The following is a 24,106-nucleotide window of genomic DNA, read 5'->3' on the forward strand; positions in this document are numbered from 1 at the left end:
GAACGCACTTGGTGCACTTGGCCCGCATTCAGCAGATCTTCAAGGGCAGGTGACGTCATCGGAAGTTCCTCTCCGCCAACAGTTTTCTGGAAGTGATTCCCGAGTCTAGCAATTGATCTCCAGGCTCCCTGCGGGCGGCGCTAAACTGAGCGTATGCCATCTTCCTTCGATCCTCATCACGTCTCAGCGAGTTATTCGAGTCTCGCCAGCGCCTATATCGATCTGTTCGCTTCGCCCGAGCAGGCGGAGCTTGAAGACCGGGAGCTGATTGCGGCGTGGGCGGGGCAGCTGGAGGGGCCGGTCCTGGACGCTGGCTGCGGGCCTGGGCATTGGACACAGTTCATCGCCGATGCCCATCGGCCGGCTACAGGCGTTGACCTCGTTCCGGAGTTTCTGCACTTCGCACGGCGCAACTTCCAGAAGCCCGATTTCCTGCGTGCGGACTTGGCACAGTTGCCGTTCGAAGACCACCATTTTTCCGGGGTGCTCGCCTGGTACTCGGTAATCCATGCTCCTCCAGCCGAGCTTCCGCAGCTGTTGGGCGAGTTTGCCCGGGTGCTCAAGCCACGCGGCAAGCTGCTGCTCGGATTCTTTGCCGGGGATCAGCTAGAAGCCTTTGGCCACCAGGTCGCCCCGGCCTGGTATTGGCCGCCCGGGGAATTGGAGCTGTTGTTGGAAACGTCAGGCTTCAGCGTGCTGGAAGTTGGCACCCGCACCCGGTCCACGGCCCGCACCCATGGTCAGCTGAGTGCGAAAAAGGCTGGTTAAAAACCTGAGACCCAAGGCAATTGCCTTGGGTCTCAGGTTTTCCCGCGATGCGGAACTACTTAGAGATTCGCTTCGACCGGAGCCGAGGTGGATCTGCTAGTTGGCAGCGGCGATCTGGCGCAGTACGTACTGCAGGATGCCACCGTTGCGGTAGTAGTCAGCTTCACCTGGGGTGTCGATGCGCAGAACTGCGTCGAACTCGGTAACCTTGCCGTCTTGTGCGGTTGCGGTAACCTTCAGGGTCTTCGGGGTGGTGCCGTTGTTCAGCTCGGTCACGCCGGAGACAGCGAAGGTCTCGGTACCGGTCAGACCCAGCGAATCAGCGGATTCGCCCTCTGGGAACTGCAGCGGCAGAACGCCCATGCCGATCAGGTTCGAGCGGTGGATACGCTCGAATGATTCGGTGATGACGGCCTTGACGCCCAGCAATGCGGTGCCCTTGGCAGCCCAGTCACGCGAGGAGCCCGAGCCGTATTCCTTGCCGCCAAGAACGACCAGCGGGGTGCCGGCAGCCTTGTAGTTCTCTGCAGCGTCGTAGACGTAAGCCTGCGGAGCATCAGCCTGGGTGAAGTCGCGGGTGAAGCCACCCTCGACGCCGTCCAGCAGCTGGTTCTTGATGCGGATGTTGGCGAAGGTACCGCGGATCATGACTTCGTGGTTGCCACGGCGCGAGCCGTAGGAGTTGAAGTCCTTGCGATCCACGCCGTTCTCGATCAGGTAGCGGCCAGCCGGGGTTTCCGACTTGAACGAACCTGCAGGCGAGATGTGGTCGGTGGTCACCGAGTCGCCCAGCTTCAGCAGCACGCGAGCGCCGCTGATGTCCTGGACTGGCTGCGGCTCGGCGGTCATGCCGTCGAAGTACGGTGCCTTGCGTGCGTAGGTCGACTTCTCGTCCCATGCGAAGGTCGAACCCTCCGGGGTGTCCAGCGCCTTCCAGCGAGCGTCCCCTTCGAAGACTCCGTCGTAGCCCTTGGCGAACATTTCCTTGTCGATCGACGAGTCAATGATTTCCTGGACCTCGACAGGCGATGGCCAGATGTCCTTCAGGAAGACATCGTTGCCCTCGGCGTCCTGGCCCAGTGCGTCGGTCTCGAAGTCGAAGTCCATGGTGCCAGCCAGTGCGTAGGCGATGACCAGTGGCGGGGAAGCCAGGTAGTTCATCTTCACGTCTGGGTTGATGCGGCCTTCGAAGTTGCGGTTACCCGAAAGAACTGCGGTAGCTGCGAGGTCGTTGGCGTTGATGGCCTCGGAGATCTCGGCATCCAGTGGACCGGAGTTGCCGATGCACGTTGCGCAACCGTAGCCCACAACGAAGAAGCCGAGCTTCTCCAGGTATGGCAGCAGGCCGGACTTCTCGTAGTACTCGGTAACGACCTTCGAGCCTGGCGCGACCGAAGTCTTGACCCATGGCTTGGAGGTCAGGCCCTTGTCAGCTGCGTTGCGAGCCAGTACGGCTGCGGCCAGCATGACCGAAGGGTTGGAGGTGTTGGTGCACGAGGTGATCGAAGCGATCGAAACCAGGCCGTGGTCCAGGGTGAACTGGGTGCCATCTTCCTTGGTGACATCGACGGCTACCGACGGGCGGCCAGCGCCCTGGGTGTCGTCGGCGTTCGATACGTAGTTGTGCAGGTCCTTGCGGAACTGTTCCTTCGAGGAAGACAGCTCGATGCGGTCCTGTGGACGCTTCGGGCCGGCGATCGATGGAACCACGGTCGACAGATCCAGCTCGAGGTATTCCGAGAAACGGATCTCGCGGCTTGGATCGTGCCACATGCCCTGTTCCTTGGCGTAAGCCTCGACCAGTGCCACGTTCTCGTCGCTGCGGCCGGTCAGGCGCAGGTAGTCGAGGGTGACATCGTCGATCGGGAACATCGCGGCAGTGGAGCCGAATTCTGGGGACATGTTGCCGATGGTTGCACGGTTGGCCAGTGGCACTGCTGCCACGCCTTCGCCGTAGAACTCAACGAACTTGCCAACAACGCCGTGCTTGCGCAGCATTTCGGTGATGGTCAGCACCACGTCGGTTGCGGTGGCGCCAGCTGGGATCGAGCCAGCCAGCTTGAAGCCGACAACGCGTGGGATCAGCATGGAGACAGGCTGGCCGAGCATTGCTGCCTCGGCTTCGATGCCGCCAACGCCCCAACCCAGCACGCCCAGGCCGTTGACCATGGTGGTGTGGGAGTCGGTGCCTACGCAGCTATCCGGGTAAGCGCGCAGTACGCCGTTGACCTCGCGGGTCATGACGGTGCGTGCCAGGTACTCGATGTTGACCTGGTGCACGATACCGGTGCCCGGTGGGACGACCTTGAAGTCATCGAATGCAGTCTGGCCCCAGCGCAGGAACTGGTAACGCTCGCCGTTGCGCTGGTACTCGATCTCCATGTTGCGCTCGACAGCGCCTTCGAAACCGAAGGTGTCGATCTGCACGGAGTGGTCGATGACCATTTCGGCTGGTGCCAGCGGGTTAACGCGGGTTGGGTCACCGCCGAGGTCCTTGACGGCCTCGCGCATGGTTGCCAAGTCAACGACACAAGGCACGCCGGTGAAGTCCTGCATCAGCACACGTGCAGGGGTGAACTGGATTTCGGTGTTCGGCTGAGCCGAAGCATCCCACTGACCCAGTGCATTGATGTGCTCGTTGGTTACGTTCGCGCCGTCTTCGGTGCGAAGCAGGTTCTCAAGAAGAACCTTAAGGCTGTAAGGAAGGCTGTCCGAGCCTTCAACCGTATTTAGTCGGTAAATTTCGTATTCGGTTCCATTGACGTCAAGTACGCCCTTGGCACCGAAGCTGTCCACATTGCTCACGTGGGACTCCTCTCGCCAGACACTCATTCTGTTGCACACGCACACTGTAATTCCAGTTAGGAGTTCCTAACTGAGATAGTCAGGCTCCTAGCGTGGCAGAGCTAAAAACAGTCTATCGCCTAAGCTCATAAAAAGACTCCTCGGAATAAATTTTCATCCGAATTCGTGTCTAATCGGACAATTTCAGGTGTTTAACGGCGCACGAAGAGCCCGATGGACTCCATATGGTGGGTATGCGGGTACAAATCGTGAATCTCCATATGCTCTAATTCGTAGCCGCGTCCCATCAAACGCGCGGTATCACGGGCGAAAGCCGCAGGGTCGCAGGACACGTAACAAATCCGGGATGCAGCAATGGAAGCCAGCTCCGCAGCCACCTGCTTATCGATCCCGGTGCGGGGCGGGTCAAGTACCACGGCGTCCAGGGAGGCATCCCCGGCGACCTGCCGTAACACTCGCTCAACACGGCCTCGGATCACCGTGGCCTGCGAATAGGAGCGCAGATTCTTCTTCGCATCGGCATGCGTGCCCGGAGCGCCTTCAATTGAGAAGACCCGGCCCTGGGAGCCAACTGCCTTAGCCAACGGGACGGAGAACAAGCCAGCACCCGCATAGAGGTCGGCGATTTGCTCGCCAGCGGCTGGCTCGGTCAGTTCAACTACGCGCTGGGAAAGCAGGCTGGCCGCCTCTCGATGCACCTGCCAGAATCCTTCACCGGTAATCCGGAACTTCTCCCCCAGTACCTTTTCGGTCAGGAACGCCGAACCGGCCAAGGTCTGCAAGCTGCCTTTGCCGTCAGCCGCCGAGCCGCCCCGCTGGCTGAAAGCGGCGACATTGACACCCTCCGGGAACTGCTTTGCCACCTTTGCCGCGGCGCCGGCATTTGCTTCGGCCAGCAGGATCAGCACGGTCTGGTCATCCTGGCTGGATACCGCGGCCTCGACACGCTCGATTCCGCTGTAGTCCACAGAGTACAAGCCGGTGGCCTCGATAGCCGGATGGGCCAAGGGCATCTGCGCGATGCCGGTCAACTGGTTGCTGCGGAATGCGCTCATCGCGAGCTTGCCCTGGGCGTCCACCGAATAGGACATCCGGGTACGCCAGCCCAGGCCGTCGGCCGCGCCCTTGACCGCTTGCACCGCAGGGAAGTTGTAGTCCTCAGCCTTCAGGCCGCCCAGACGGGTCATCTGTTCGGCAGCAACCTGCGACTTCAGCTCACGCTGGTGTTCAAGGGTGATGTGGCCGAACTCTGCGCCACCCACCGGGTCACGATGCTTCAGGGCATCAGCGGCATCCCAGAAGTGGGGCACGCGGTGCTCGCTGGCTTCGAGCACCTCGGCGACGTCGGCACGCCAGAATTTGGCCTCCGGCGCACTGTCCGTCAGGCGCACATTCACCAGCTCTCCGGGAATGCCGTGGCGCACGAAGATCACGCGGCCCTCATGGCGGGCGACGGTGTGGCCGCCATGGGCAATCTTGCCCAGGAGGACGGTGAGCATTGGTATTTCAGTCATCGATCTTGTCTTTCATCAGAAGCATTGAATTCAGCGGTGTGCCGAAGATTCTTCGGTCGGCCCGCCGCCCAGGGCATGCGAAGCACTGAGCAAGCGCCATGGAACCGAGGCGATCAAGACGCCCGGTTCATAGTGCAGCCGGTTTTTCACTCGTAAAGCGGTTTGGTTGTGCACCAGCTGTTCCCACCAGTGGCCCACTACGTATTCAGGGATGTACACGACGATCAGTTCCCGCGGGGATTCACGCTTGATGGAACGAATATGCTCAATCAGCGCCCCGGGGATATCGCGGTACGGAGAAGCCAGGGCGGTGATCGGCACCGGAATCTGCAGGCGTTCCCAGTCCCGGAGGGTCTTTTCGGTTTTGCTTCGTTCCACATCCACGATGATTGCTTCGAGCTTCGAGGGACGCGAAGCCCGGGCGAAGGCCAAGGCCCGCAGCACCGGCTTGCGCACGGTGGAGACCAGCACCAGTGCATGCACCCGGGAGGGCAAGGCCGTGGCGGCAACGTCCTCATCCACCGCCAGCTCGTCGTCAACTTTCTGGTAGTGGCGCTGCAGTGAATCCATGATCAGCATCAAGGCCGCAATGCCCAGCACGGCCAACCACGCGCCGTGGACCAAGCGGGTGGCCAAGACGACCACGAGCACCAGTGCCGATAGGATCAGGCCCACCAGGTTCAGCAGGCGCTTGCGCTGCTTGGCCGCACGGATCCTGCGGTCGGCAATGGGAACCAGCACGCGTTTCCAGTGCTTGAGCATGGCCAGCTGGCTGAGCGTAAAGGAAACGAACACGCCCACCACGTACAGCTGGACCAGCAAGGTGACATCGCCTTGGAACAGCAGCACCAGTGCAATCGCAGCAACGCCCAGGGACAATATGCCGTTGGAGAAGCCCAGCCGATCACCGCGGGTACGCAGCTGGCGTGGCAGGAAGCCGTCGGTAGCCAGATGGCTGGCCAGCAGGGGGAAGGAGTTGAAGGCCTGGTTTCCGGCCAGCAGCAGCACGGCAATGGTCAGCACCGAAACAATGACCAGGCCGAAGGTGAAATCGCCGAACACGGCTTGCGCCAGCTGGCCAAGGACCGGGACCTGCACAAACCCTTCAGGGATCGGGGCACCGTCGAGCAAGAATGAGGCCTGCGGGTCGGCGACGACCTTGATGCCGGTGGCACGGGCAAGCATCAGCGTGCCAAGTGTCAGCACCCCGGAGAGCAGGCCCAGCACCAGCAGGATCCGCGCCGCGTTCTTGGCCCGCGGCTTGGCCAGGGTCTGCACGTTCGAGATCGGGACCTCGATACCGGTCAGCGCCGCCGAACCCGTACTGAAAGCACGCAGGATCAGCAATGCACCGACGACACCGTGCAGCCCATTGGCAAACTCTTCTTCCGGCACAATCGTGAAATCCGCGCTCGGGGCAAGCCCGAGGGTACCGGTCAGCGCCATCACCCCGCCGATAGCGACCAGCAGCAGCATGCCGATCACGAAGAGGTAGACCGGAATGGCCAGGGTCCAGCGCCCTTGTCCCCTGCCGCGCAGATTACCGACCACGAGGAATGCGACAAGTCCAGCAGCCACCCAAGCCTTGTACTCGGCCACTGCAGGGAAAATGGCGGCGAGATACAGGGCAGCTGATGAGCTGGACACAGCAACGGTGAGCACGAAGTCGACCAGCAGCGCAGCGGCGACCGCTGTTCCCGGGCGCGCACCCAGGTTCTTCTTCACGATCTCGTAGTCGCCACCGCCAGAGGGGTACTCCATGACCGATTGCCGGTAGGACAGCACCAGCACCACCAGCACGGCAAGGACAGCAAGTCCGACCATCGGCGAAAGCGCGGTGGCCGCGATGCCCGCAATGGCCAGCGTCAGCAAGATTTCGTCTGGCGCGTACGCCAAGGACGACAGGGCGCTGGACGAGAAAATCGGCAACGCGACGTTAGGTGGCAACGGCTTCTTTTTCAGCTGTTCAGTTCTGAAAGGCCGGCCCACCAAGATCCGCTTCAGACCGTCAAATAATGCAGGCACGACACAACGTTATCGCAGGGTGCAAGGCACATGGGTGCTGCACCACCGATAAACTGGGTGCGATCAGCGCTATTGTTGCATTCGGAGCACACAGCTTGTGTGCGCCACTGGACATGCAGCAAGCAGTAGACCCAAGGAGTTCTCGGTGGCACATTTCGTGATCATGGGGTGCGGACGCGTCGGTGTCTCGCTCGCCCACACGCTGGATTCAGCGGGGCATTCCGTGGCAGTCATTGACCAGGACCCGCATGCCTTCCGCCGGCTGAGCAAAGGCTTCTCAGGTTCCACGGTGACCGGCATGGGGTTCGACAAGGACACCCTGGAAGCTGCCAAAATCGATGAGGCCTATGCTTTCGCCGCCGTATCCAGCGGTGATAATTCCAACATTCTCGCCACTCGCGTATCGCGCGAAACCTACAACGTCCCCCATGTCGTGGCCCGCATCTACGATCCAGGGCGCGCCGAGATCTACCAGCGCCTGGGTATCCCCACCGTGGCCGCGGTCCGTTGGAGCACCGATCAGGTGCTGCGCCGGATCCTGCCCGACTATTCGATGCGCGGGGACTTCCGGGAGCCATCGGGGCGCCTGGTGCTTTCCGAAGTTGCCCTGCACCGCGACTGGTATGGACGGCTGGTCAAGGAGCTGGAAGCGGCCGCCGGGGTACGAGTGGCCTATCTGACCCGCTTCGGCGAAGGCACCATCCCCGAGAGCCGCACCCGATTGCAGGGCGGCGACCTGGTGCACGTGATGATGCGGATCGATGAGTCGAAGGACATCGAAAAGATCCTTGCCAGCCCGCCGGCTGCGCAGGCCAACGAATAATCTGAGAGGCACCCCCATGAAGGTCATGATTGCCGGGGCCGGCTCGGTCGGTTCCTCCATTGCCCGCGAACTTGTGATCAACCATCACGAAGTCCTGCTTATCGACCTGCAGCCGGAAATGGCCGAGCGCGCCGACCTGGAAGCGGTGAAGTGGCTGATTGGCGATGCCTGCGAATTAGCTGTCTTGCAGCAGGCACAGCTGGAAGAGTACGACGTGGTCGTTTCGGCAACCGGCGATGACAAGGTGAACCTTGTGGTCTCGTTGCTGGCCAAGAGCGAATTCGGCATCCGGCGCACCGTAGGCCGCGTGAACAATCCGAAGAATGAGTGGATGTTCGATGACGCCTGGGGCGTAGATGTAGCGGTCAGCACCCCGCGGCTGATGACCGCGCTGGTGGAAGAAGCCGTGGAGGTGGGCGACCTGGTGCGGCTGCTGACGCTGAAGACCGGCGAGGTCTACATGGTCGAGTTCACCGTCCCGCACGATTCGGCGTTGATTGGCCGCAGCATCGGGCGCATCTCCTGGCCCGAAGACACCACCATGATGGCAGTGGTTCGCGATAAGACGCCGTTCCCGCCCAGTGCCGATGATGTGATTGAGGGTGGCGATGAAATCTTCTTCATCACCACCCCGCAAGCCGAAGCCTTGTTGCGCCGCACGCTGCGCGACGCCACCCGCTAGACGGCTTGTGCTGGAGGGCTGGTCCCGTTGCTGGCTTCTGCTGCAGGCTTCGAGACCAGCCAGGCAAACCAGAGCCCCGCTGCATACAGCGGCACCCCCATCAAGGCGCGGGCCAAGCCCAAGGCCACGACGTCATCTGCGATGTACATCGGGATCTGCACTGCAAGGCGCAGCGCGAAAACAGCAATGATGATCCAGGTGGCCACCTGGTAGCGGCGCAAGCGCCCGGGTTTCTTGCGCCACTCGGTGCCTTCGTTGCGGATGAACCCGAAGAGCAGGCCGATCAGCGGCCAGCGGGCCATCACCGAAATCAGCAATCCCGCCAAGTAGGCGGCCGATACGTAGAACCCTGGAATGTAGTAGTCCTTGGCATTGCCTGAATTGCGTGCGGCGAAGGCGCAGATCAGGATGCCGATCAGCCCGGAGCCGGCCTGGATCAGCGTCGAGCGCTTGGCTAGGCGGATGATCATGAACACCACGCCAAGACTGATCGAAGCGATCAGCCCCCAGCCCAGATTGGAGGTCAGCGCGAAGACCATGATGAACACGAAACCGGGAAGCACCGTTTCCAGGATTCCGCGCACGCCACCGACGGTGGAGAGCAGATCTATCCCGCCGTCGGCATTTTGCGCGATGTTGGCGTTCGAGCCAATCATTTCCGCGAAGCTTGGATGCTTTGCTTCCGGCGTGGATCCATCTTCCGGACGCGATTCGTCGTTGTTCATCATGTTTTCTTCCAGTTAGACGCCAGCATGCTCTCGTTCTCAAGACCTTGAGGGAACGCGCGGATCACCCGCGGGCCTCCGGCACGATTACGTAGCGCGGATTAAAGATCGTCGGAACTTGATCCACGGGAGCGACCATTCCCGAGTATTCCACCTTCACGCCCGGCTTGATTCCCGGAACGGATTTCTGGCCCATGAACGCCAAACGCACATGCGGTACAGTCCCGCGACGAGCAGACACCGCACCGAGCCGGTCGACCACCACCGCGGTCAGCGTGGGTGCGACGTGTGGCGCGGAATAGCTAACCGATTGGATGTAGCCCGTGTGCTCCACCCTGCCCTTGACAGGCAGCTGTTCCAAGCTGTCCAGCCGCTGGTAGCTGAGCTTTTGGCCCGAGGGGCCAAGCAGCGCAGTGACGGGTTTGTCCTTCAGCGACATGCATTAGCCGATCTGGGTGATCTCTGGTCCGCGTTCTGGACGCTTCAGCTCAGAGTTCTGCTCAGGGTTCTGCTCAGTGCCTGCCGGGCGGGCCTGCGCATTGGCCGGAACGCTCAGGGGCAGGAGTTCGGCCGGTGGCAGTGGCTTGTCGCCGCGGTTGACCACGACAGTGCGCAGGATCCCGTCAACGATGCCAGCCGCTTCTTCGTCTCCAATGGCAGCGCCGCCAATGACCGCACGCAGGAACCAGCGGTGGCCGTCGATGCCGACAAAGCGCAGGGCGACATGCCCGGCGCGACCATCAGGCAGCTGCTGCGGCACCTTGGCGAGCAGCTCCTGGCCGTAATCGCCGTCGCGGGTGAAAATTTCGCCGTTCTGGGCACTGATATCGCTCTTGATCTTGTCGCTGATGCCAGGCCACAGCGATTCGGACTTCGAGGAAGAGAAAGCCATCAGCTGGATACGCGACTCGGCGATCTCCAGCGACACCGCGATGACACGCTTGTTGGACTCTTCAACGTCCATGCGGACCTTCAAGCCTGCTACTGGCTTGATCAGGATCGAGCCGAAGTCAAGGTATTCCTGCGTATTCTCGACCTCGCTGTAGTCGAACGGGCCGTCCTTCGGCTCGGCCTCGCCCTGGCCTGCCTCAGCAGCTGGTGCGTCGACTGGCTGGTCTTGGGCTTTCTTGCGCTTGAAAATCATGGTGTCCTTAGAAAATCTCGTCTTGCACTCAAGGGTACTTACTTGGAACTGAATCCGCCGGTCGAACCGAACCCGCCAGCGCCGCGAGCACTGCCGTCCAGCGAATCGACTTGGATGAACGCTGCCTGCTCGACTTTCTGGATTACCAGCTGGGCGATTCGGTCGCCTCGGCTGACTTCGAAAGACTCAGACGTGTCGGTATTCAGCAAGGTGACCATGATCTCACCACGGTACCCCGCGTCAACAGTGCCCGGTGCATTCACAACGGTAATGCCGTGCTTAGCAGCCAAGCCGCTGCGCGGATGCACGAGACCGACATAGCCATGCGGGATGGCCAGCGCAATGCCTGTTGGAATGAGCGCGCGGGCGCCAGGCTCCAGCACCAGCGACTCGCGAGCATGCAAGTCAGCACCGGCATCTGACGGATGCGCGTAGCTGGGAACCGGCAGTTCGGTGTCAAGCATCTTGATGGCAATGGAAATTGATGGCTCACTCATCGGTGTAGGTCTTCCCCCGGAGTTATGTGAAATAGTCACTCGATAGTTTCTCGTGGCTAACTCTATCGCGCGCGCAGGGCAATCCCCTGCCGCCAGCCCCGAGGTCATGGAACCAGGAAATATTGCCTAAACTTGGAACCATGAGTAATTCCAGCCCCGAGGGTTCGAACGTCCTGTACAGCGAAAAGCTCTGGCCATCGGCCAGCACCTGGATTTGGCCGATCATCATTTCCATCACCGCAGGTATCGCAGTAGCACCGATTAACAGCATCCTTGGATGGGTTGCCGGTGGAGTAGTTCTGATTTCACTGGTCGCGGTGTTCCTGCTGCGCGTGCCAGCCATCGAAGTCACCGATGATCTGGTCACCGTTGGCCGGGCCAGCATTGAACGCAAGTACATCGGCAACGTCGTCGGCTACCGTGGCGACGAAGCTTTCAAGCAGCGTGGACAGAAGCTTCACGGCTTGGCCTACATGCTGTTGCGTGGCTGGATCGACGGTGCCGTGCGCATGGAAGTGACCGACGAGCGAGACACCACGCCGTACTGGCTGACTTCCACCCGCCGTCCCGAAGAGCTGGCTGCCGCACTCTCGGGCGTGATGTACGAATTCACCGAGGAAGGCAAGGCCGAAGCAGCCAAGCAGGAGCAGGCAGAAGACGCTTCAGGCGAATAGCATTCACGGCTCCATGGAATAAAGCGATGGCGTCCTGGACCTTCCGGTCCAGGACGCCATCGCTGTCAGAACTGTTGCGTAAGCTTCCTACCCTTCGCACTCGCTGCAGAATTTCTGCCCGTTGTCTTCACGGGCCAGCTGCGTGCGGTGACGCACCATGAAGCAAGATGCGCAGGTGAACTCGTCTGCCTGCTCCGGCAGGATCTCGATGCTCGCTTCTTCCTGCGATGCTTCGCCGCCGGGCAAAACATATTCCTCAGCCAAGGGTGTTTCGGCCTCGTCGACCAGGTTGGCCATGGCTGCGGTCTTGCCTGCCTTGAGCTGAGCGATTTCCTTGGCTCGTTCCGCTTCTGACATTGCCACGGGTGCAGCAGATTCATTTGCCATAATCGTTTTTCGCTCTTTCCTGCAGGTCTTCGTCCTAGCCGGCTGTTTCACAAGGTGAAAACTTATACCGGCATAGAAGTATAGCGTTATTCCGGGTCATCCATTCCCGTTCTTGCCACGCTATGCCATGGGCGGAAGGTTCAAGGAATTACTGCGTGAGGTTGATGACTAATCTTGCGCCACACCCTGCGCGGTGGTAGGAATTCAGGCCTCGAGGTGGCAGAGTTTTACACAGGAAATAGAGCGTGTGGAGGGTAGGAATGCGTCAGCTGAGACTGGTAGGAATTCATGAAAATGGTTCCAGCCTGCAGGTCAGCAGCGACGACGGGATGAGCTTCGAGCTACCTGTTGACGATGCACTGCGCAGTGCAATGGCCGAAATTGCCCGTTCGCGGGCTCCAAGGAACCGTGAGGAGTCCTCGGTCCATTCGCCGCGCGAAATTCAAGCGCGAGTGCGCGCTGGTGCTTCCGCCTACGATCTGTCTCTCGAGTGGGATATCCCAGTCGAGGACATCGTCAAGTACGAAGGTCCGGTACTGGCTGAGCGCGAGCACATCGCCGAGCTAGCACGTCGTGTCGAGGTTTCAGGACCACAAACCGATGCCGAATACCGGGAAGTATTCGGCGAAGAGCCTGCGGATCTTGGTTCCATGGTGGTCCACCGCCTGCACCAGCTGCACATCGACGCCGACTCGGCTCGATGGAACGCCTGGAAAGATCCAGAAGGCCAATGGATCGTTACCGTGCAGTTCGATTCCCCGCTGCCGACCGAGAATGTCGAGTCCCTGGGCTCGGATTCCACTGAAGCTTCCTCGAACAGTGCGCGGTGGGCATTCACCCCGGCACGCAAGTCGTTGAAAAATCTGAACCGCTGGGCACAAACCTTGAGCGAACAGGTGGCCCCTGAGTACTTTCGCCCGGTCTCTGCGCTGAACCAGCCAGAGCCTGAGCAGGCTCCTGCAGCCAGCACCCCGGAACCGGATGAGACCGAAGAACTGGTCACGTTGCTGAACGCTCGTCGTGGGCAGCGCACGAAGGACCAGGATCCGGAGCGCGAGTCACGCTACAACGAGATCATCGAACGCAGCATGAGCAAGTACGACGCCGACGATGAGGACTCGCTGCCGCACCTTCCGCAAGGAATTTCGGCACGCACTTCGCAGCTGGTGGTCGTCACCGATCAGGATGCCGGCGGTGCGAACAGCACTGAGGACAAGCCGTCCGAGCAGAATGCCGAGGAGTCCGCTCCGCGCAAGGCCAAGCGGTCTTCGGTCCCCAGCTGGGATGACATCATGTTCGGCAAGCGCAAGAAGGACACCGATTCCTGACGCGCCGCCGGGCTAGAGCGCATACGGGTGCGGGAGCAGCATTTATTCAATGCTGCTCCCGCACCCGTATGCGCTTGTTCCGTTGAGAACTAGGTGGTGCGGTGCACCAGCAGCGGGATGAAGCGCTCCCCCGCAGTGAGCGATCCGTGCTGCCCTACCATGTCAAACGCCATCGGCGTAACGCGTCGGCCGTCGTAGAAAGCGATAGCTTCCGCTGCCAGAATCATCAGATCACCCAGCCGGGCTGCATGCTCTTCGGTAATGGCGCCGAAGTAGCCCAGTTCAATGGCTTCCTCGCGCGTCATCACCCAGGCTTTGGTGCCGTAGGCCTGCTGCCAGGCCTCGCGTACGCGTAACCGGCTAGCCGCGTCGGTCTGCGTGTCGAAGGTCAATTGGACTCCACGAGGTTCGCCGCTGGTCAGCTCCACGCCTTCGATAAGCTCCGGCTGCTGGCTGTAGTCGATGCGTTGGGATGCGGGGATGTCCACCATTCCATGGTCACCGGTAATCAGCACCGTGGTTTCTTCTGGCAGCTTGGAGACCAGGTTCTTAATGACGTAATCCAACTCTTCGAGCGTGTCCCGCCATTGGCTGGAGTCCACGCCGAATTTGTGTCCGGCCTTGTCCAATTCATTGAAGTACGTGTAGACCAGCGAATTGCGGTTCGACTCGAAAATGGTTCGGGTAGCACGCGCACGGGCCGCAGGCTGGTTCGCCGGCACGAATTTGGGGCCGCGCAACGACGCGCGAGTCAGGGCCGACTTGGCGAACATCGGAATAGACACGGTAGCCACGTGGATGCCGTGCTCGGCGACTTTCTGGAAAACGGTCGGGCGAGTCTGCCACGCTTCGGGGTCCAAGTCCCCTGGCCATCCTCCGAGCTGGTTAACTACACGGCGCTTGGCCGGATCGATGACGTCATAGCCAACCATTCCATGTTCGCCGGGAGCCAGGCCCGTGGCCAGGCTGCTCAGGGACGTCGCGGTGGTGGAAGGGAATCCCGTTCCCAGCTTCTGCCCCTTTTCGAACAGGCCGCGCAGGAAGGGTACATGCCCGAGATGGCTCTTGAGCTGGTTCCAGCCCAGTCCGTCAACCATAATCAGTGCCACACGTTTTGTCGGGGCAAAGCCCAAAGCGTTCTCGTAGCCCGGAACGCCCATTGCAGCGGCTGCCGACGGAAGGATCTCCGACAGCGTAGCTTGGCCGTATTTGGGCGCGTCCGGGATTTTCTGTGCCGGGACAGGAAGGTTGCTGCGTTTCTGTTCCTCGATCATGCTCAGGCGATCGTGGCCAGGCGCAGGCGGACAGCGAATTCCCGTGCCTTGTTCACGGCCTGCTGGCCGTCGGCCTCGGCGCTGACGCGGATGACCAAGTCCTCAGGCTGCGAGGTGCCGTTCAGCCCGTGGTCGGCATCGCACTGCGGATCGGCACAGGCGGCAGGGGCCAGATCAATCCGCTTGGTTCCGTTCCAGGACAGTCCAAAGGTCAATTCCTTGACCGGGTCAGCGGCCGAGTAATGCTGCGGCTGGTGGTAGACGTAACTGGTGGTAACCGAGGCGATGCGGGCCAGGGAAATCATTTCGACGGAGACCTGCGCCATGACGTCCTTGCCGTGGTCGTCAAGCTGCTGGTCATCGACGTGCACAATGAAAAGCACCTTTTCACTCATCACCATAACGGTGATATGGCGGTGCACTTCGGTATGGTCGAAGTGAGTTTCCAGATGTACATAGTGGTCAAGCACTGGTTGGCCCATCATGGCTTCAGCCAGTACATCCTGGACCATCTGCGGATAAAAACCCGCACGGACCAGATCATGCTGAAGCTCAGCGCCAGGAGTGGTCGAATACGTTGGAGAACTCATGCCCCAATTCTACTCAGTCGCCACAGGCAATTCACGTTTCGGCGATTGCACTCAATTACGCAATGCCCGGCGGACGCTATCTGTGCGTTGCTCAGCGTTGCTGATCTGGATGTTCACCGCCAGCACGCTCAACGAATCGGTGGCAACGGTGATCGGCGCGAATTTGGCAACGGTCACTTCAGGATGGTTGTCCTTGAAGAGCGAGACGCGGGTGATGAAGTCCTTCAGGGCATCAAGATCCACCGCCGGCAATCCCTGGTAGCCGAAGAGCCGCACGCTGCTGCGCGGACGGCGGATGAGCTGTTCCAGATCATGGGTGGAGAACGGCGCCACGCCGTGGGCCCAATCATCGAGCAGGTTTACCGGATCGCCGCTGAGCCCGAAGGAAATGACTGGACCAAGCAACGGGTCTTCCACGGCCTTGACCACGCAAGCCTGGCCAGCAGGAGCCATGCTCTGCACTTCCAGGGAGTCCACGCCGTAAACCGCCATCAGCGACTTCATATGCGTGAAGTTCGCTTCCAGGCTCTGCTTGTCCGGGATGCTCAAGCGCACGCCGCCCAAGTCCAGGCGTTGGCGCAGATCAGGGTCGTTGGCTTTCAGTGCCACCGGCCAGCCGAATTCTTCGGCCGCCGCAACAGCTTCTTCTGCGGTGTGCACCACCCGATGGGACAGGAACTTGATCCCGTAGAAGTCCAGCAGCTTCTGCACCTGCGCGTCGTCCAATTCCAGCAGGTTGGTCCCCGAGATGGTCTGCACCAATTCATCAAGGTACTCCGCGGCACCGTCCACGTCGATTCCAGCTGGATCCTTCATCGGCTCGTAGGGAACGTCAACCCACTGCTGGTATCCATAGGCCTTGGCCAGGGCGCCGATGACGGTGGTTGGCGAGGTGTATACCGGAATCCCCTGCTTCAGGCCGCCAGTAATTTTCGTATCCGCCAGGCCCGGAACCAATGCCACCACTGGTTTTGGCTGGCCAATGAACTCCTTGGCGACCTTCAGAACTGCGCTGGTATCCAGCTCCGAGTAGGGCAGGTGCGCCAGCAGAATGGTGTGGATCTGCGGGTCTTCCACCAGTTCCTTGATCCGGGCGCGCAGCACCGGAATGGCCTTGGACTGGCCCATGCTGTAGTCCAGCTCTTCGCTCTGCACGACGGTGTTCAGGTTCCTGTCCTCGGCGACGTCGCACACCACCTCTGCGATGGTCGAGGAGTTGGACAGGATCGCAACGTTCGGGCCCTTCGGCGCAGGGAAGACCGAAAGCAGGGCCGTGACATCCAGCAGCTCTTCTGATGAACGCACGCGAATCACGCCAGACTGGCGAAGAATTGCGTTCATTGCACCTGGTGGCGCTTGGCCTACGCGCACCGAGTGGCCCGGAGGAAGGCGGCGGCCCATCACATCGGATTTAGCCACGATCACAGGCTTGCTGCGGGCCAGGCGCCGGGCGATGCGTGCGAACTTGCGTGGGTTGCCAAAGGATTCCAGGTACAACGCGACAACATGGGTACGCAGGTCGTCCTCAAAGAACTGCATCGCGTCGTTGCCGGATACGTCAGCGCGCAGGCCTGCGGAAATGGCGCTGCTGGGGCCAACACCTTGCTGCAAGGCCACACCCTGGATGATTGTGCCCATGGCGGCCGATTGGGTGAAGAATCCGACGTTTCCGGATGGCGGAACGTGGTGGCTTCCGGTGGCATACAGCTTCACCTGCGGGTCGGTATTCATCAGCCCGGCAGAACCCGGCCCTACCACCCGCATGCCGTTGGCACGAGCCAGCGACACAAGTTCACGCTGGGCACTCAACCCTTCCGGAGTTTCGTAGCCGGTGGTCATGATGACCAGGGATTTGACCCCGTGGGTGGCGCAGTCCCCGATGGCTTCCATGACCCCTTCGCGCGGAATGCACAGGAAGGCGACATCCACCGGTCCCGGGATTTCGGTGATCTTCCCATAGGCCACCATGCCGCCCACTTCCAAGGCCGCATCGTTCACCGCATACACGGCACCGGTGTACCCGGATTCCACAATTTGTTCCAGCACGTCGTGCCCCAGCTTGCCCCAGGTGCGGCTGGCTCCGATGACGGCAACGGACCTAGGCGCCAGAAGAGCAGCAACACTGCTCGCCTCGGCGCGGTGTTCTCGCGCCTCGGTCACTTCGCGGGATTTCTCGGTGGGACTGATGGAAAATTCGAGCATGACTACGCCGTCTTCAAAATGCCGTGCGACCGCGTACCCGGCATCGGAGAAGACGGTGAGCATCTTCCGGTTCTCTGGAAGAACCTCGGCCGAGAACTTCTCGATGTCGTTTTCACGGGCCGCCGCGGCCAGATGCTCCAAGAGGATCGAGCCGATACCAGTGCCCTGGTATTCGTCCGAGACGTTGAAGGCGACTTCCGCCTCCCTCGGGTCATCCAAGCGGTCGTAGCGGCCGACGCCGATGATCCTTGCGCCACGAACCACGGTGAAGGCGACGCGATTCACATGGTCGACATTGGTGAACCGTTCGAGCTCTTTAGGGGTCAGTGACGACTTATACGTAAAATAGCGTAAGTAGACTGACGTCTCAGACTGCTGCTTGTGCATCTCCTGGAGCGCTTGGGCATCCTGCGGAGTAATCGGCCGCAGGTGTGCAGTTGTCCCATCGCGAAGCACAACATCTGCTTCCCAATGCGCCGGATATGCCGCCGAAAGTTTACGATCCACCATAGGCTTAGGATAGTCGGCAGTTCGGCGTTGCGCCCAGATGCAACACGAAGATTCGGCAGTTCCGGCCCTAAGACAGTAGATGAAGGACGAACAGAGTAATGGCTCGTAAGAAGTCTGAAGAGATTCCAGCGGATTTCGTTGAAAATATCGTCGATATAGACGTCACCAATGAAATGGAATCATCCTTCTTGGAGTATGCCTACTCGGTGATCTACTCCCGCGCGCTTCCCGATGCCCGTGATGGGCTGAAGCCAGTTCAGCGCCGCATCCTCTTCCAGATGGCGCAAATGGGCTTGCGCCCGGAGAAGGGCCATGTCAAGTCCGCCCGCGTGGTCGGCGAAGTGATGGGCAAGCTGCACCCCCATGGCGACACCGCGATCTACGACGCCATGGTCCGCCTGGCCCAAGACTTCTCCCTTCGGCTGCCGTTGATCGATGGCCACGGAAACTTCGGATCGCTCGATGACGGCCCGGCAGCCCCGCGTTACACCGAGGCCCGTCTGGCAGCCTCCGCTGTTGCCATGACCGCTAACCTGGATGAAGAGGTCGTGAACTTCGCCCCGAACTACGACAACCAGTTCATGCAGCCCGAAGTGCTGCCGGCAGCATTCCCCAATCTGCTGGTCAATGGCACCACCGGCATTGCCGTGGGCATGGCCACCAACATGGCTCCCCACAATCTGGGCGAAGTTGTCGCTGCTGCGCAACACCTGCTCAAGGAACCTGACGCCACCGTCGAAGAACTCATGAAGTTCATTCCGGGCCCGGATTTGCCCTCGGGCGGCAGCATTACCGGTTTGGACGGCATCAAGGATGCCTACCGCACCGGTCGTGGCTTGTTCCGCACCCGAGCTACCGTGGCCCTGGAGAAGATCTCCGCACGCAAGTCGGGCCTGGTAGTCACCGAACTGCCTTATGGCGTGGGCCCTGAAAAGGTCATCGAGAAGATCAAGGATGGCGTCAACAGCAAGAAGATCTCCGGCATCTCCGATGTTGTCGACCTGACCGACCGGCATCACGGCCTGAAGCTGGTTATCGAGCTGAAGAACGGTTTCAACCCGAACGCTGTCCTGGCCAGCCTGTACAAGTACACCCCGATGGAAGACTCCTTCGGCATCAATAACGTTGCCCTGGTCGACGGCCAGCCACGCACCATGGGGCTGGGCGAACTGCTCACCGTGTATGTGGACCACCGACTGGATGTTGTACGCCGTCGCACCGCGCATCGCCTGGCCAAGCGTGAAGACCGTTTGCATCTGGTGGAGGGCCTGCTGATTGCCATCGTTGATATTGACGATGTCATTGCCATTATCCGTTCCTCCGAGCAGACCGCAGAAGCACGCGAACGCCTGATGACGGTCTTCGACCTGAGCGAGCCGCAGGCCAGCCACATCCTGGAACTGCGGTTGCGCCAGCTGACCAAGTACTCCACGCTGGAGCTGGAGACCGAAGCCGAGCAGCTGCGCAACGAAATCGAGGAACTGCGCGCCATTTTGGAGTCCGATGAGCTGCTGCGCACCCTGGTTTCCGATGAGCTCGGGGAAATGGCCGACACTTTCGGCACCCCGCGCCGGACCAAGCTGCTGAAGTCTGCTCAGCTGGCACCGCTGAAGGGCACCGCGTTGCCTGAAGAAGTCGGGACAGGCAAGAAGGCCAAGTTGGCCATGGAAGTCTCCGACAGCCCGTGCTGGGTATTGCTCTCGGCCACGGGGCAGCTCGCCCGGACTCCTGATCGGGACGTCGTGGACTACTCCGCGGCGCGCATCAAGCACGACGTGCTCACCTCGCAGGTTGCTTCCAGCGCCCGTGGTGAGATCGGAGCGCTGACGAGTGTCGGACGGATTATTCGCATCTCGCTGATCGATGTTCCGGTGCTTCCCGAATCCCATGGCTTCCCGCAGCTGGCCCACGGCGTGCCGATCTCCGAGTTCCTCAAGCTGGGCAAGGGCGAAAGCGCGGTGGCACTGGTTCCGCTGAACCAGGTGATTGCCGTGGGCACCAAGAACGGTGTGGTCAAGCGGGTCACCCCGGACTACCCGCTGAACCGTGACGAGTTCGAGGCGATCACGCTCAAGGACACCGACGTCGTGATTGCCGCGGCGCCGGCCGAGGATGCCGATGAGCTGGTGTTCCTGACCAGGCAGGCTCAGCTGCTGCGTTTCAGCGCTTCGGCGGTGCGTGCCCAGGGCCGCACCGGACAAGGCATGGCCGGCATCAAGCTCGCCGCCGATGACCAGGTGATCTTCTTCGGTGTGGTTCCTGCCGGTGCTGGCGACGCGGTGGTAGCCACGATCGCTGCCGGTTCGCAGACCCTTCCTGGCACCTCGGGCCAGTCGGTGAAGCTCACCGACTTCTCCGAGTTCCCGGCGAAGGGCCGCGCCACCGCGGGCGTGCGCGCTCACCGTTTCGTCAAGGGTGAGGACTACCTGCAGCTGGGCTATGCCGGCCAGGGTCCTGCGCGTGCCAGCTCCACGGCAGGCGTAGTCCGTGCTTTGCCTACCGAATATGGCAAGCGCGATGGTTCGGGCGCGCCTTTGGCCCAGTCAGTGAACATCATTGGCGGAACCATTGCCGGCGGGCACGATGCTTCTGCAGCACCTGCTGCCCAGGACCTCCAGGCAACCGCGCGGCAAGAAGCGTTGATTCCCGAGCCAACCAAGGCAAAAGCGGCCCCGGCCATCACGCCGGGCGAAGACGCGCTGCCTTTCGACGACGGCGGAGTAATCCTCTAATCCAGCAGCGCCAGAACTGAACGCGGCGTCGTTTCCACCTCCTATCCGTGGGTGGAAGCGACGCCGCAGTCCTATGCGCTGACCCTGGGCTTCTGGCTTCCCAGTTCAATGCGGTGGGTGCACTGCCCGGCAAGCATCTGGTCATGGGTGATCAAGACGACGGTTCGTCCGGCAAGGGCGAGATGCAAGGTGGAAAGCAGCTCCTGGGCTTCATCCACCCCCAGATGGGCAGTCGGTTCATCAAGCAAGATGATCTGGTGGCCGCCCACCATGGCACGGGCCACGGCGAGCTTGCACCGCTGACCGCCGGAGAGCTGGTGCCCGCCGGAACCGATGCGTGCCTCGAGGCCTTCTGGCTGTGTTGCCAACCAGTCCGACAGCCCGACTTGCTCCAGCACTTCTTCCAGCTGCGCATCGCTGCGCAGCTGGCCTTCAGTGACGCCCAGCATCAGGTTCCGGCGAATCGAGGAGTCGAAGAGGTGCGCCTCTTGCGGGCACCACGCAACCGATGACAGGTCTGCCTGCTCTAGATCCAGCAGGTTCCCGCGGGCATCGATGCCCTTCAACGTGCCCGACTGCGCTGGCAACGCGCCCAGCAACGCGGTGAGCAACGTCGATTTGCCAGAACCCGATGGACCGGTAATGGCCGTCCATTGCCCTGCCGGGATGCGGGCGTTCAGATTCTGCAGAACTGGCGTTCCCTGCTCGTACCCGAGGCTCAGCGCTTGCGCATCGAAGCCGGCGATCCTGCTTTGTTTCACCGGCGGGTTGTGCTGCGCTGCTCGTGCGCCGTGGCTTTGCATGCCGCGTTCTTCCAGCTTCGATGACAGTACCTTCAGCGCCCGCCCCTGCTGCACCGCCAGCAGGGCATTGCCAGCGCTCTCCCCCAAGGCCAGGCCCAGGAGCACGGCCAGTGCCGTAAACGATGCGCTGCTGTGCGATAGCGCGGTGATGGCAATGGCAAGCAATACGCTGGTCAACGTGGCCAGGGCCGTGGCGCTGCCTTGGCCCAGGGCATGCCGGCGAGCGCGCTGCGTATTGCGTGCTTCGGCGTCCTGGAACCGGCCAATGGTCCGTTCCATGGCCTGATTGCTGCGCAGTGCGGACTTGTGCCGCAAGATGCCCAGCACGCTCTGGTTCATCTGCATCCGGTGGCTGAGCTGATGCACGAGGTGTTCGCCTTCAATGCGCTGCACAAGCCAACGCACCGGGAAGACCAGCACCAGCAGCGCACCGAGGGCCAGATATCCGAATTCGGGCTGGATGAAGTACAAGGCCGTTGCTGCTGCAACCCACACTACGATTGCCTGCAGCGGCGGGAACAGCACCCGGGCCAATAGGTCGCGCAGTTCATCGACCTCGGCCAGCAAGAATCGCAGGATGACCGAGGAACGGCTCAGCAAGCCCCACTGTGCGGGGTTGGCCACCATCGCGTTCCACATCTTCTCGCGCAAATCCGAGGCGTAGGCCAGCACCGCGTCGTGAATCGCGAGCTGTTCCAGGTAGCGGAAGGCAGCTCGTCCGATGCCCAGGCCGCGGACCATCGCGAAGGCTACGGTCAGGTGCAAGATGGGAGGCTGGTAGCTGGCTTCAACGATCAGCCAACCGCTCAGGGCCGCGAGCGCCACGGCGCATAGCACGCTGACTGTCCCCCAGAGCACGCCCTTGGGGGCAGCTTTGTACCCGGCAAGCAAGTCGCGCATCGGGGTGAACTTGGACTTCACCGGGCGTTGGCCGGTGGCGCCAGGCTGCGTTGCCCCGGTGGCTCGCGACCGGTTGCCCGCGGATTCTTCACGGTGGGCAGGGCCAGCACCATGCGCTATGCTGCCCGCACGTTCGTCCTGCCCGAAGGCGGGGTCGTGGCTGGCGACCAGCATCGCGCAGCGGGCTGGAAGTTCACTCAGCAGCTCGCGCACCTGCTGGGCGTTGCGCTCATCGAGGTGCGCGGTAGGCTCATCGGCCAGCAGCACGGTGCAGTGGTCGTCGCTGTGAACCCGCAGCAACGCGCGCAGCACTTCCAGGCGGCGCAGCTCGCCGGGTGAATATTCACCGATCGGGCGCTCGAGCATGGACTCCATCGATAGCCGGGAGCTGAGCTCTCGGCGCAGTTCAGCCGATGCCGCGGGGGCGTCCTGGTCCAGTTGCCCGTTGCCGGTTGCTGCGTTGAATTGCGGATGCTGGCTAATCACTGCAAGCTGGCCGGCTATGAAGACCCGCCCGGTGGCCAGGGCCGGATCGAAGGTGTTGTCGCTGCTGTGCGCCTCGGCGATCAGCTTGAGCAGCGTGCTCTTGCCCGAACCGCTGGCAGTGGACAATACCAGGCGCTCCCCCGCGCGCAACTGAATATTCACGGCTTGGTGGATTGGATGCATGCCATCGTAGCTGATCCGCAGGTCCGCGACGTCCAGGACGCTATCTGCGTTCCTGGCCGTGCTGGCACGAAGCTGATGGACCGGGGTGGCAGCGGTGATGGCTGTGTACTTCTGGTAGGCAGCCAGCCCGTCATCGGCCGCATGGTAGGCAGAACCCACTTCGCGCAGTGCCGAGAACAGCTCGGGTGCCAGAATGAGGATTATCAGCCCGGCGGCGAGATCCATATTCCCGCTGACCAGTCTCACGCCGATCATCACCGCGAGTACCGCCACCGAAAGGGTTGCGATCAGTTCCAGCCAGAAGCTGGACATGAATACGGTTTTCAGGTTGGCCATGGTGGCCGCCCGGTATTTGCTGCTGACGGCGGCGATGGCGCTGCCGTGCGCCCGTGCCCGGCCCAAGCCCAGCAGTGCGGGCAAGCCCTGGGCGAGTTCGTAGAGCTGGTGGGCAAGCCGATCCAAGGTGGCTTGGGATTCGTTGAGGGTGTCCTGGGTGTGCATGCCGATCAATGCCATGAACACCGGCACCAGCGGGATCGTCAGGAGCAGCACCACTGCGCTGATCCAGTCCAGCTGCAGAATGTAGAGGCCAAGCAGCAGCGGGACGGCCAGGGCGCCGATGAGCGCAGGAATGAATTTGGTGAAGTAGTCATCGAGCTTCTCAAGGCCATGGCTGGCCAAGGTGGCGGTGACCGGTATGGAATGCTGTTCCGCCGCGGGGACGATGGCTGGTTGCGCGGCTTGCCTGCGCACCAGGTTCAGCCGTAGCCGTTCCTTCGCGCCCAGGCCCATGCGGCGGGCGCTGGCGTTCAATCCCCATGCGCTGAGCGCTCGAAGCGCGGCGCCGGCCAGGGCCAGGATCAGCAGGTGCGATCCATTGGCGCCTCCAGCGGCCATGGTGGCGATCCATTGGCCCAGCGCGTAGGCGACGAATACCAGCCCGACGACTTTGAGCGCGGAGAACAGCGCCAAAACCAGGAATTGTCGTGGCGTGATCAGTTCACGCGGCAGGAATCGCGGGGCTGGCATTACTACTTCTTTCCCTCGGAAATGC

At 61.5% G+C, this 24,106-nt stretch carries 18 protein-coding genes; 6 read left to right on the top strand and 12 right to left on the bottom strand.

The genetic code is table 11. The features are described from left to right. The first annotated feature begins 153 nt into the window (after positions 1–153). Complete coding sequence (locus ACFVHU_RS03165; RefSeq protein ID WP_388022409.1) at positions 154–768, top strand: class I SAM-dependent methyltransferase; 615 nt, start codon at positions 154–156, stop codon at positions 766–768. Between the two features lie 96 nt (positions 769–864). Here ACFVHU_RS03165 and acnA read toward each other — a convergent pair whose 3' ends face one another. The 3 genes from acnA to ACFVHU_RS03180 form a co-directional block, all read right to left on the bottom strand. After that, on the bottom strand, positions 865–3,573 hold the full coding sequence (acnA, locus tag ACFVHU_RS03170) for an aconitate hydratase AcnA (RefSeq protein WP_133834261.1): 2,709 nt from the start codon (positions 3,571–3,573) through the stop codon (positions 865–867). Between the two features lie 191 nt (positions 3,574–3,764). Next, positions 3,765–5,087: a class I SAM-dependent RNA methyltransferase gene (locus ACFVHU_RS03175; protein ID WP_388022412.1), complete on the bottom strand. Its 1,323-nt coding sequence runs from the start codon at positions 5,085–5,087 to the stop codon at positions 3,765–3,767. A gap of 30 nt (positions 5,088–5,117) precedes the next feature. Further along, a complete protein-coding gene (locus tag ACFVHU_RS03180) occupies positions 5,118–7,112 on the bottom strand; it encodes an APC family permease (RefSeq protein WP_332498797.1) in 1,995 nt (664 codons plus the stop codon). A gap of 145 nt (positions 7,113–7,257) precedes the next feature. On the opposite strand from ACFVHU_RS03180, the gene ACFVHU_RS03185 reads away from it, so the two are divergent. Next, entirely contained in the window at positions 7,258–7,935 is a 678-nt protein-coding gene (locus tag ACFVHU_RS03185) for a potassium channel family protein (protein WP_388022415.1), read from the top strand. Between the two features lie 16 nt (positions 7,936–7,951). After that, complete coding sequence (locus ACFVHU_RS03190) at positions 7,952–8,617, top strand: TrkA family potassium uptake protein (protein ID WP_105656752.1); 666 nt, start codon at positions 7,952–7,954, stop codon at positions 8,615–8,617. Here the strand turns inward: ACFVHU_RS03190 and ACFVHU_RS03195 are convergent. From ACFVHU_RS03195 to dut, 4 genes are all read right to left on the bottom strand, one after another. Then, on the bottom strand, positions 8,614–9,345 hold the full coding sequence (locus ACFVHU_RS03195; RefSeq protein ID WP_332728044.1) for a DUF3159 domain-containing protein: 732 nt from the start codon (positions 9,343–9,345) through the stop codon (positions 8,614–8,616). The genes ACFVHU_RS03190 and ACFVHU_RS03195 overlap by 4 nt on opposite strands. Positions 9,346–9,406: 61 nt before the next feature. Continuing rightward, positions 9,407–9,781, bottom strand: coding sequence for a hypothetical protein (locus ACFVHU_RS03200; RefSeq protein ID WP_105656753.1), 375 nt, complete (start codon positions 9,779–9,781; stop codon positions 9,407–9,409). A 3-nt stretch (positions 9,782–9,784) separates the two neighbouring features. Continuing rightward, positions 9,785–10,486, bottom strand: coding sequence for a DUF3710 domain-containing protein (locus ACFVHU_RS03205; protein ID WP_105656754.1), 702 nt, complete (start codon positions 10,484–10,486; stop codon positions 9,785–9,787). A 38-nt stretch (positions 10,487–10,524) separates the two neighbouring features. Beyond that, positions 10,525–10,983: a dUTP diphosphatase gene (gene dut / locus ACFVHU_RS03210; RefSeq protein ID WP_105656755.1), complete on the bottom strand. Its 459-nt coding sequence runs from the start codon at positions 10,981–10,983 to the stop codon at positions 10,525–10,527. 140 nt (positions 10,984–11,123) lie between these two features. On the opposite strand from dut, the gene ACFVHU_RS03215 reads away from it, so the two are divergent. Then, positions 11,124–11,657 (top strand): DUF3093 domain-containing protein, encoded by a 534-nt coding sequence (locus tag ACFVHU_RS03215; RefSeq protein ID WP_133834266.1) that lies wholly within the window; start codon positions 11,124–11,126, stop codon positions 11,655–11,657. A gap of 87 nt (positions 11,658–11,744) precedes the next feature. On the opposite strand, the gene ACFVHU_RS03220 is transcribed toward ACFVHU_RS03215, so the two are convergent. Continuing rightward, the gene (locus ACFVHU_RS03220; RefSeq protein ID WP_105656757.1) at positions 11,745–12,044 is read right to left on the bottom strand and encodes a DUF4193 family protein; all 300 of its coding nucleotides are present in this window, start codon (positions 12,042–12,044) and stop codon (positions 11,745–11,747) included. 260 nt (positions 12,045–12,304) lie between these two features. Between ACFVHU_RS03220 and sepH the strand changes: the two genes are divergently transcribed. Further along, positions 12,305–13,372, top strand: a complete 1,068-nt coding sequence (gene sepH / locus ACFVHU_RS03225) for a septation protein SepH (protein WP_105656758.1) — start codon at positions 12,305–12,307, stop codon at positions 13,370–13,372. 89 nt (positions 13,373–13,461) lie between these two features. On the opposite strand, the gene ACFVHU_RS03230 is transcribed toward sepH, so the two are convergent. The 3 genes from ACFVHU_RS03230 to ACFVHU_RS03240 are packed head-to-tail and all read right to left on the bottom strand — an operon-like array spanning position 13,462 to position 17,948. Beyond that, complete coding sequence (locus tag ACFVHU_RS03230; protein ID WP_105656759.1) at positions 13,462–14,646, bottom strand: alkaline phosphatase family protein; 1,185 nt, start codon at positions 14,644–14,646, stop codon at positions 13,462–13,464. 2 nt (positions 14,647–14,648) lie between these two features. Continuing rightward, positions 14,649–15,236 (bottom strand): DUF5998 family protein, encoded by a 588-nt coding sequence (locus ACFVHU_RS03235; protein ID WP_388022423.1) that lies wholly within the window; start codon positions 15,234–15,236, stop codon positions 14,649–14,651. Positions 15,237–15,287: 51 nt separating this feature from the next. Continuing rightward, the gene (locus ACFVHU_RS03240; protein WP_105656761.1) at positions 15,288–17,948 is read right to left on the bottom strand and encodes a GNAT family N-acetyltransferase; all 2,661 of its coding nucleotides are present in this window, start codon (positions 17,946–17,948) and stop codon (positions 15,288–15,290) included. A 98-nt stretch (positions 17,949–18,046) separates the two neighbouring features. Here ACFVHU_RS03240 and ACFVHU_RS03245 point away from each other — a divergent pair, with 98 nt between their 5' ends. Next, entirely contained in the window at positions 18,047–20,680 is a 2,634-nt protein-coding gene (locus tag ACFVHU_RS03245; protein WP_388022425.1) for a DNA topoisomerase (ATP-hydrolyzing) subunit A, read from the top strand. Positions 20,681–20,751: 71 nt separating this feature from the next. Here ACFVHU_RS03245 and cydC read toward each other — a convergent pair whose 3' ends face one another. Further along, the gene (gene cydC, locus ACFVHU_RS03250; RefSeq protein WP_388022428.1) at positions 20,752–24,081 is read right to left on the bottom strand and encodes a thiol reductant ABC exporter subunit CydC; all 3,330 of its coding nucleotides are present in this window, start codon (positions 24,079–24,081) and stop codon (positions 20,752–20,754) included. Positions 24,082–24,106 lie beyond the last annotated feature (25 nt).

The organism is Glutamicibacter sp. NPDC127525 (assembly GCF_042672105.1).
GTDB lineage: Bacteria > Actinomycetota > Actinomycetes > Actinomycetales > Micrococcaceae > Glutamicibacter.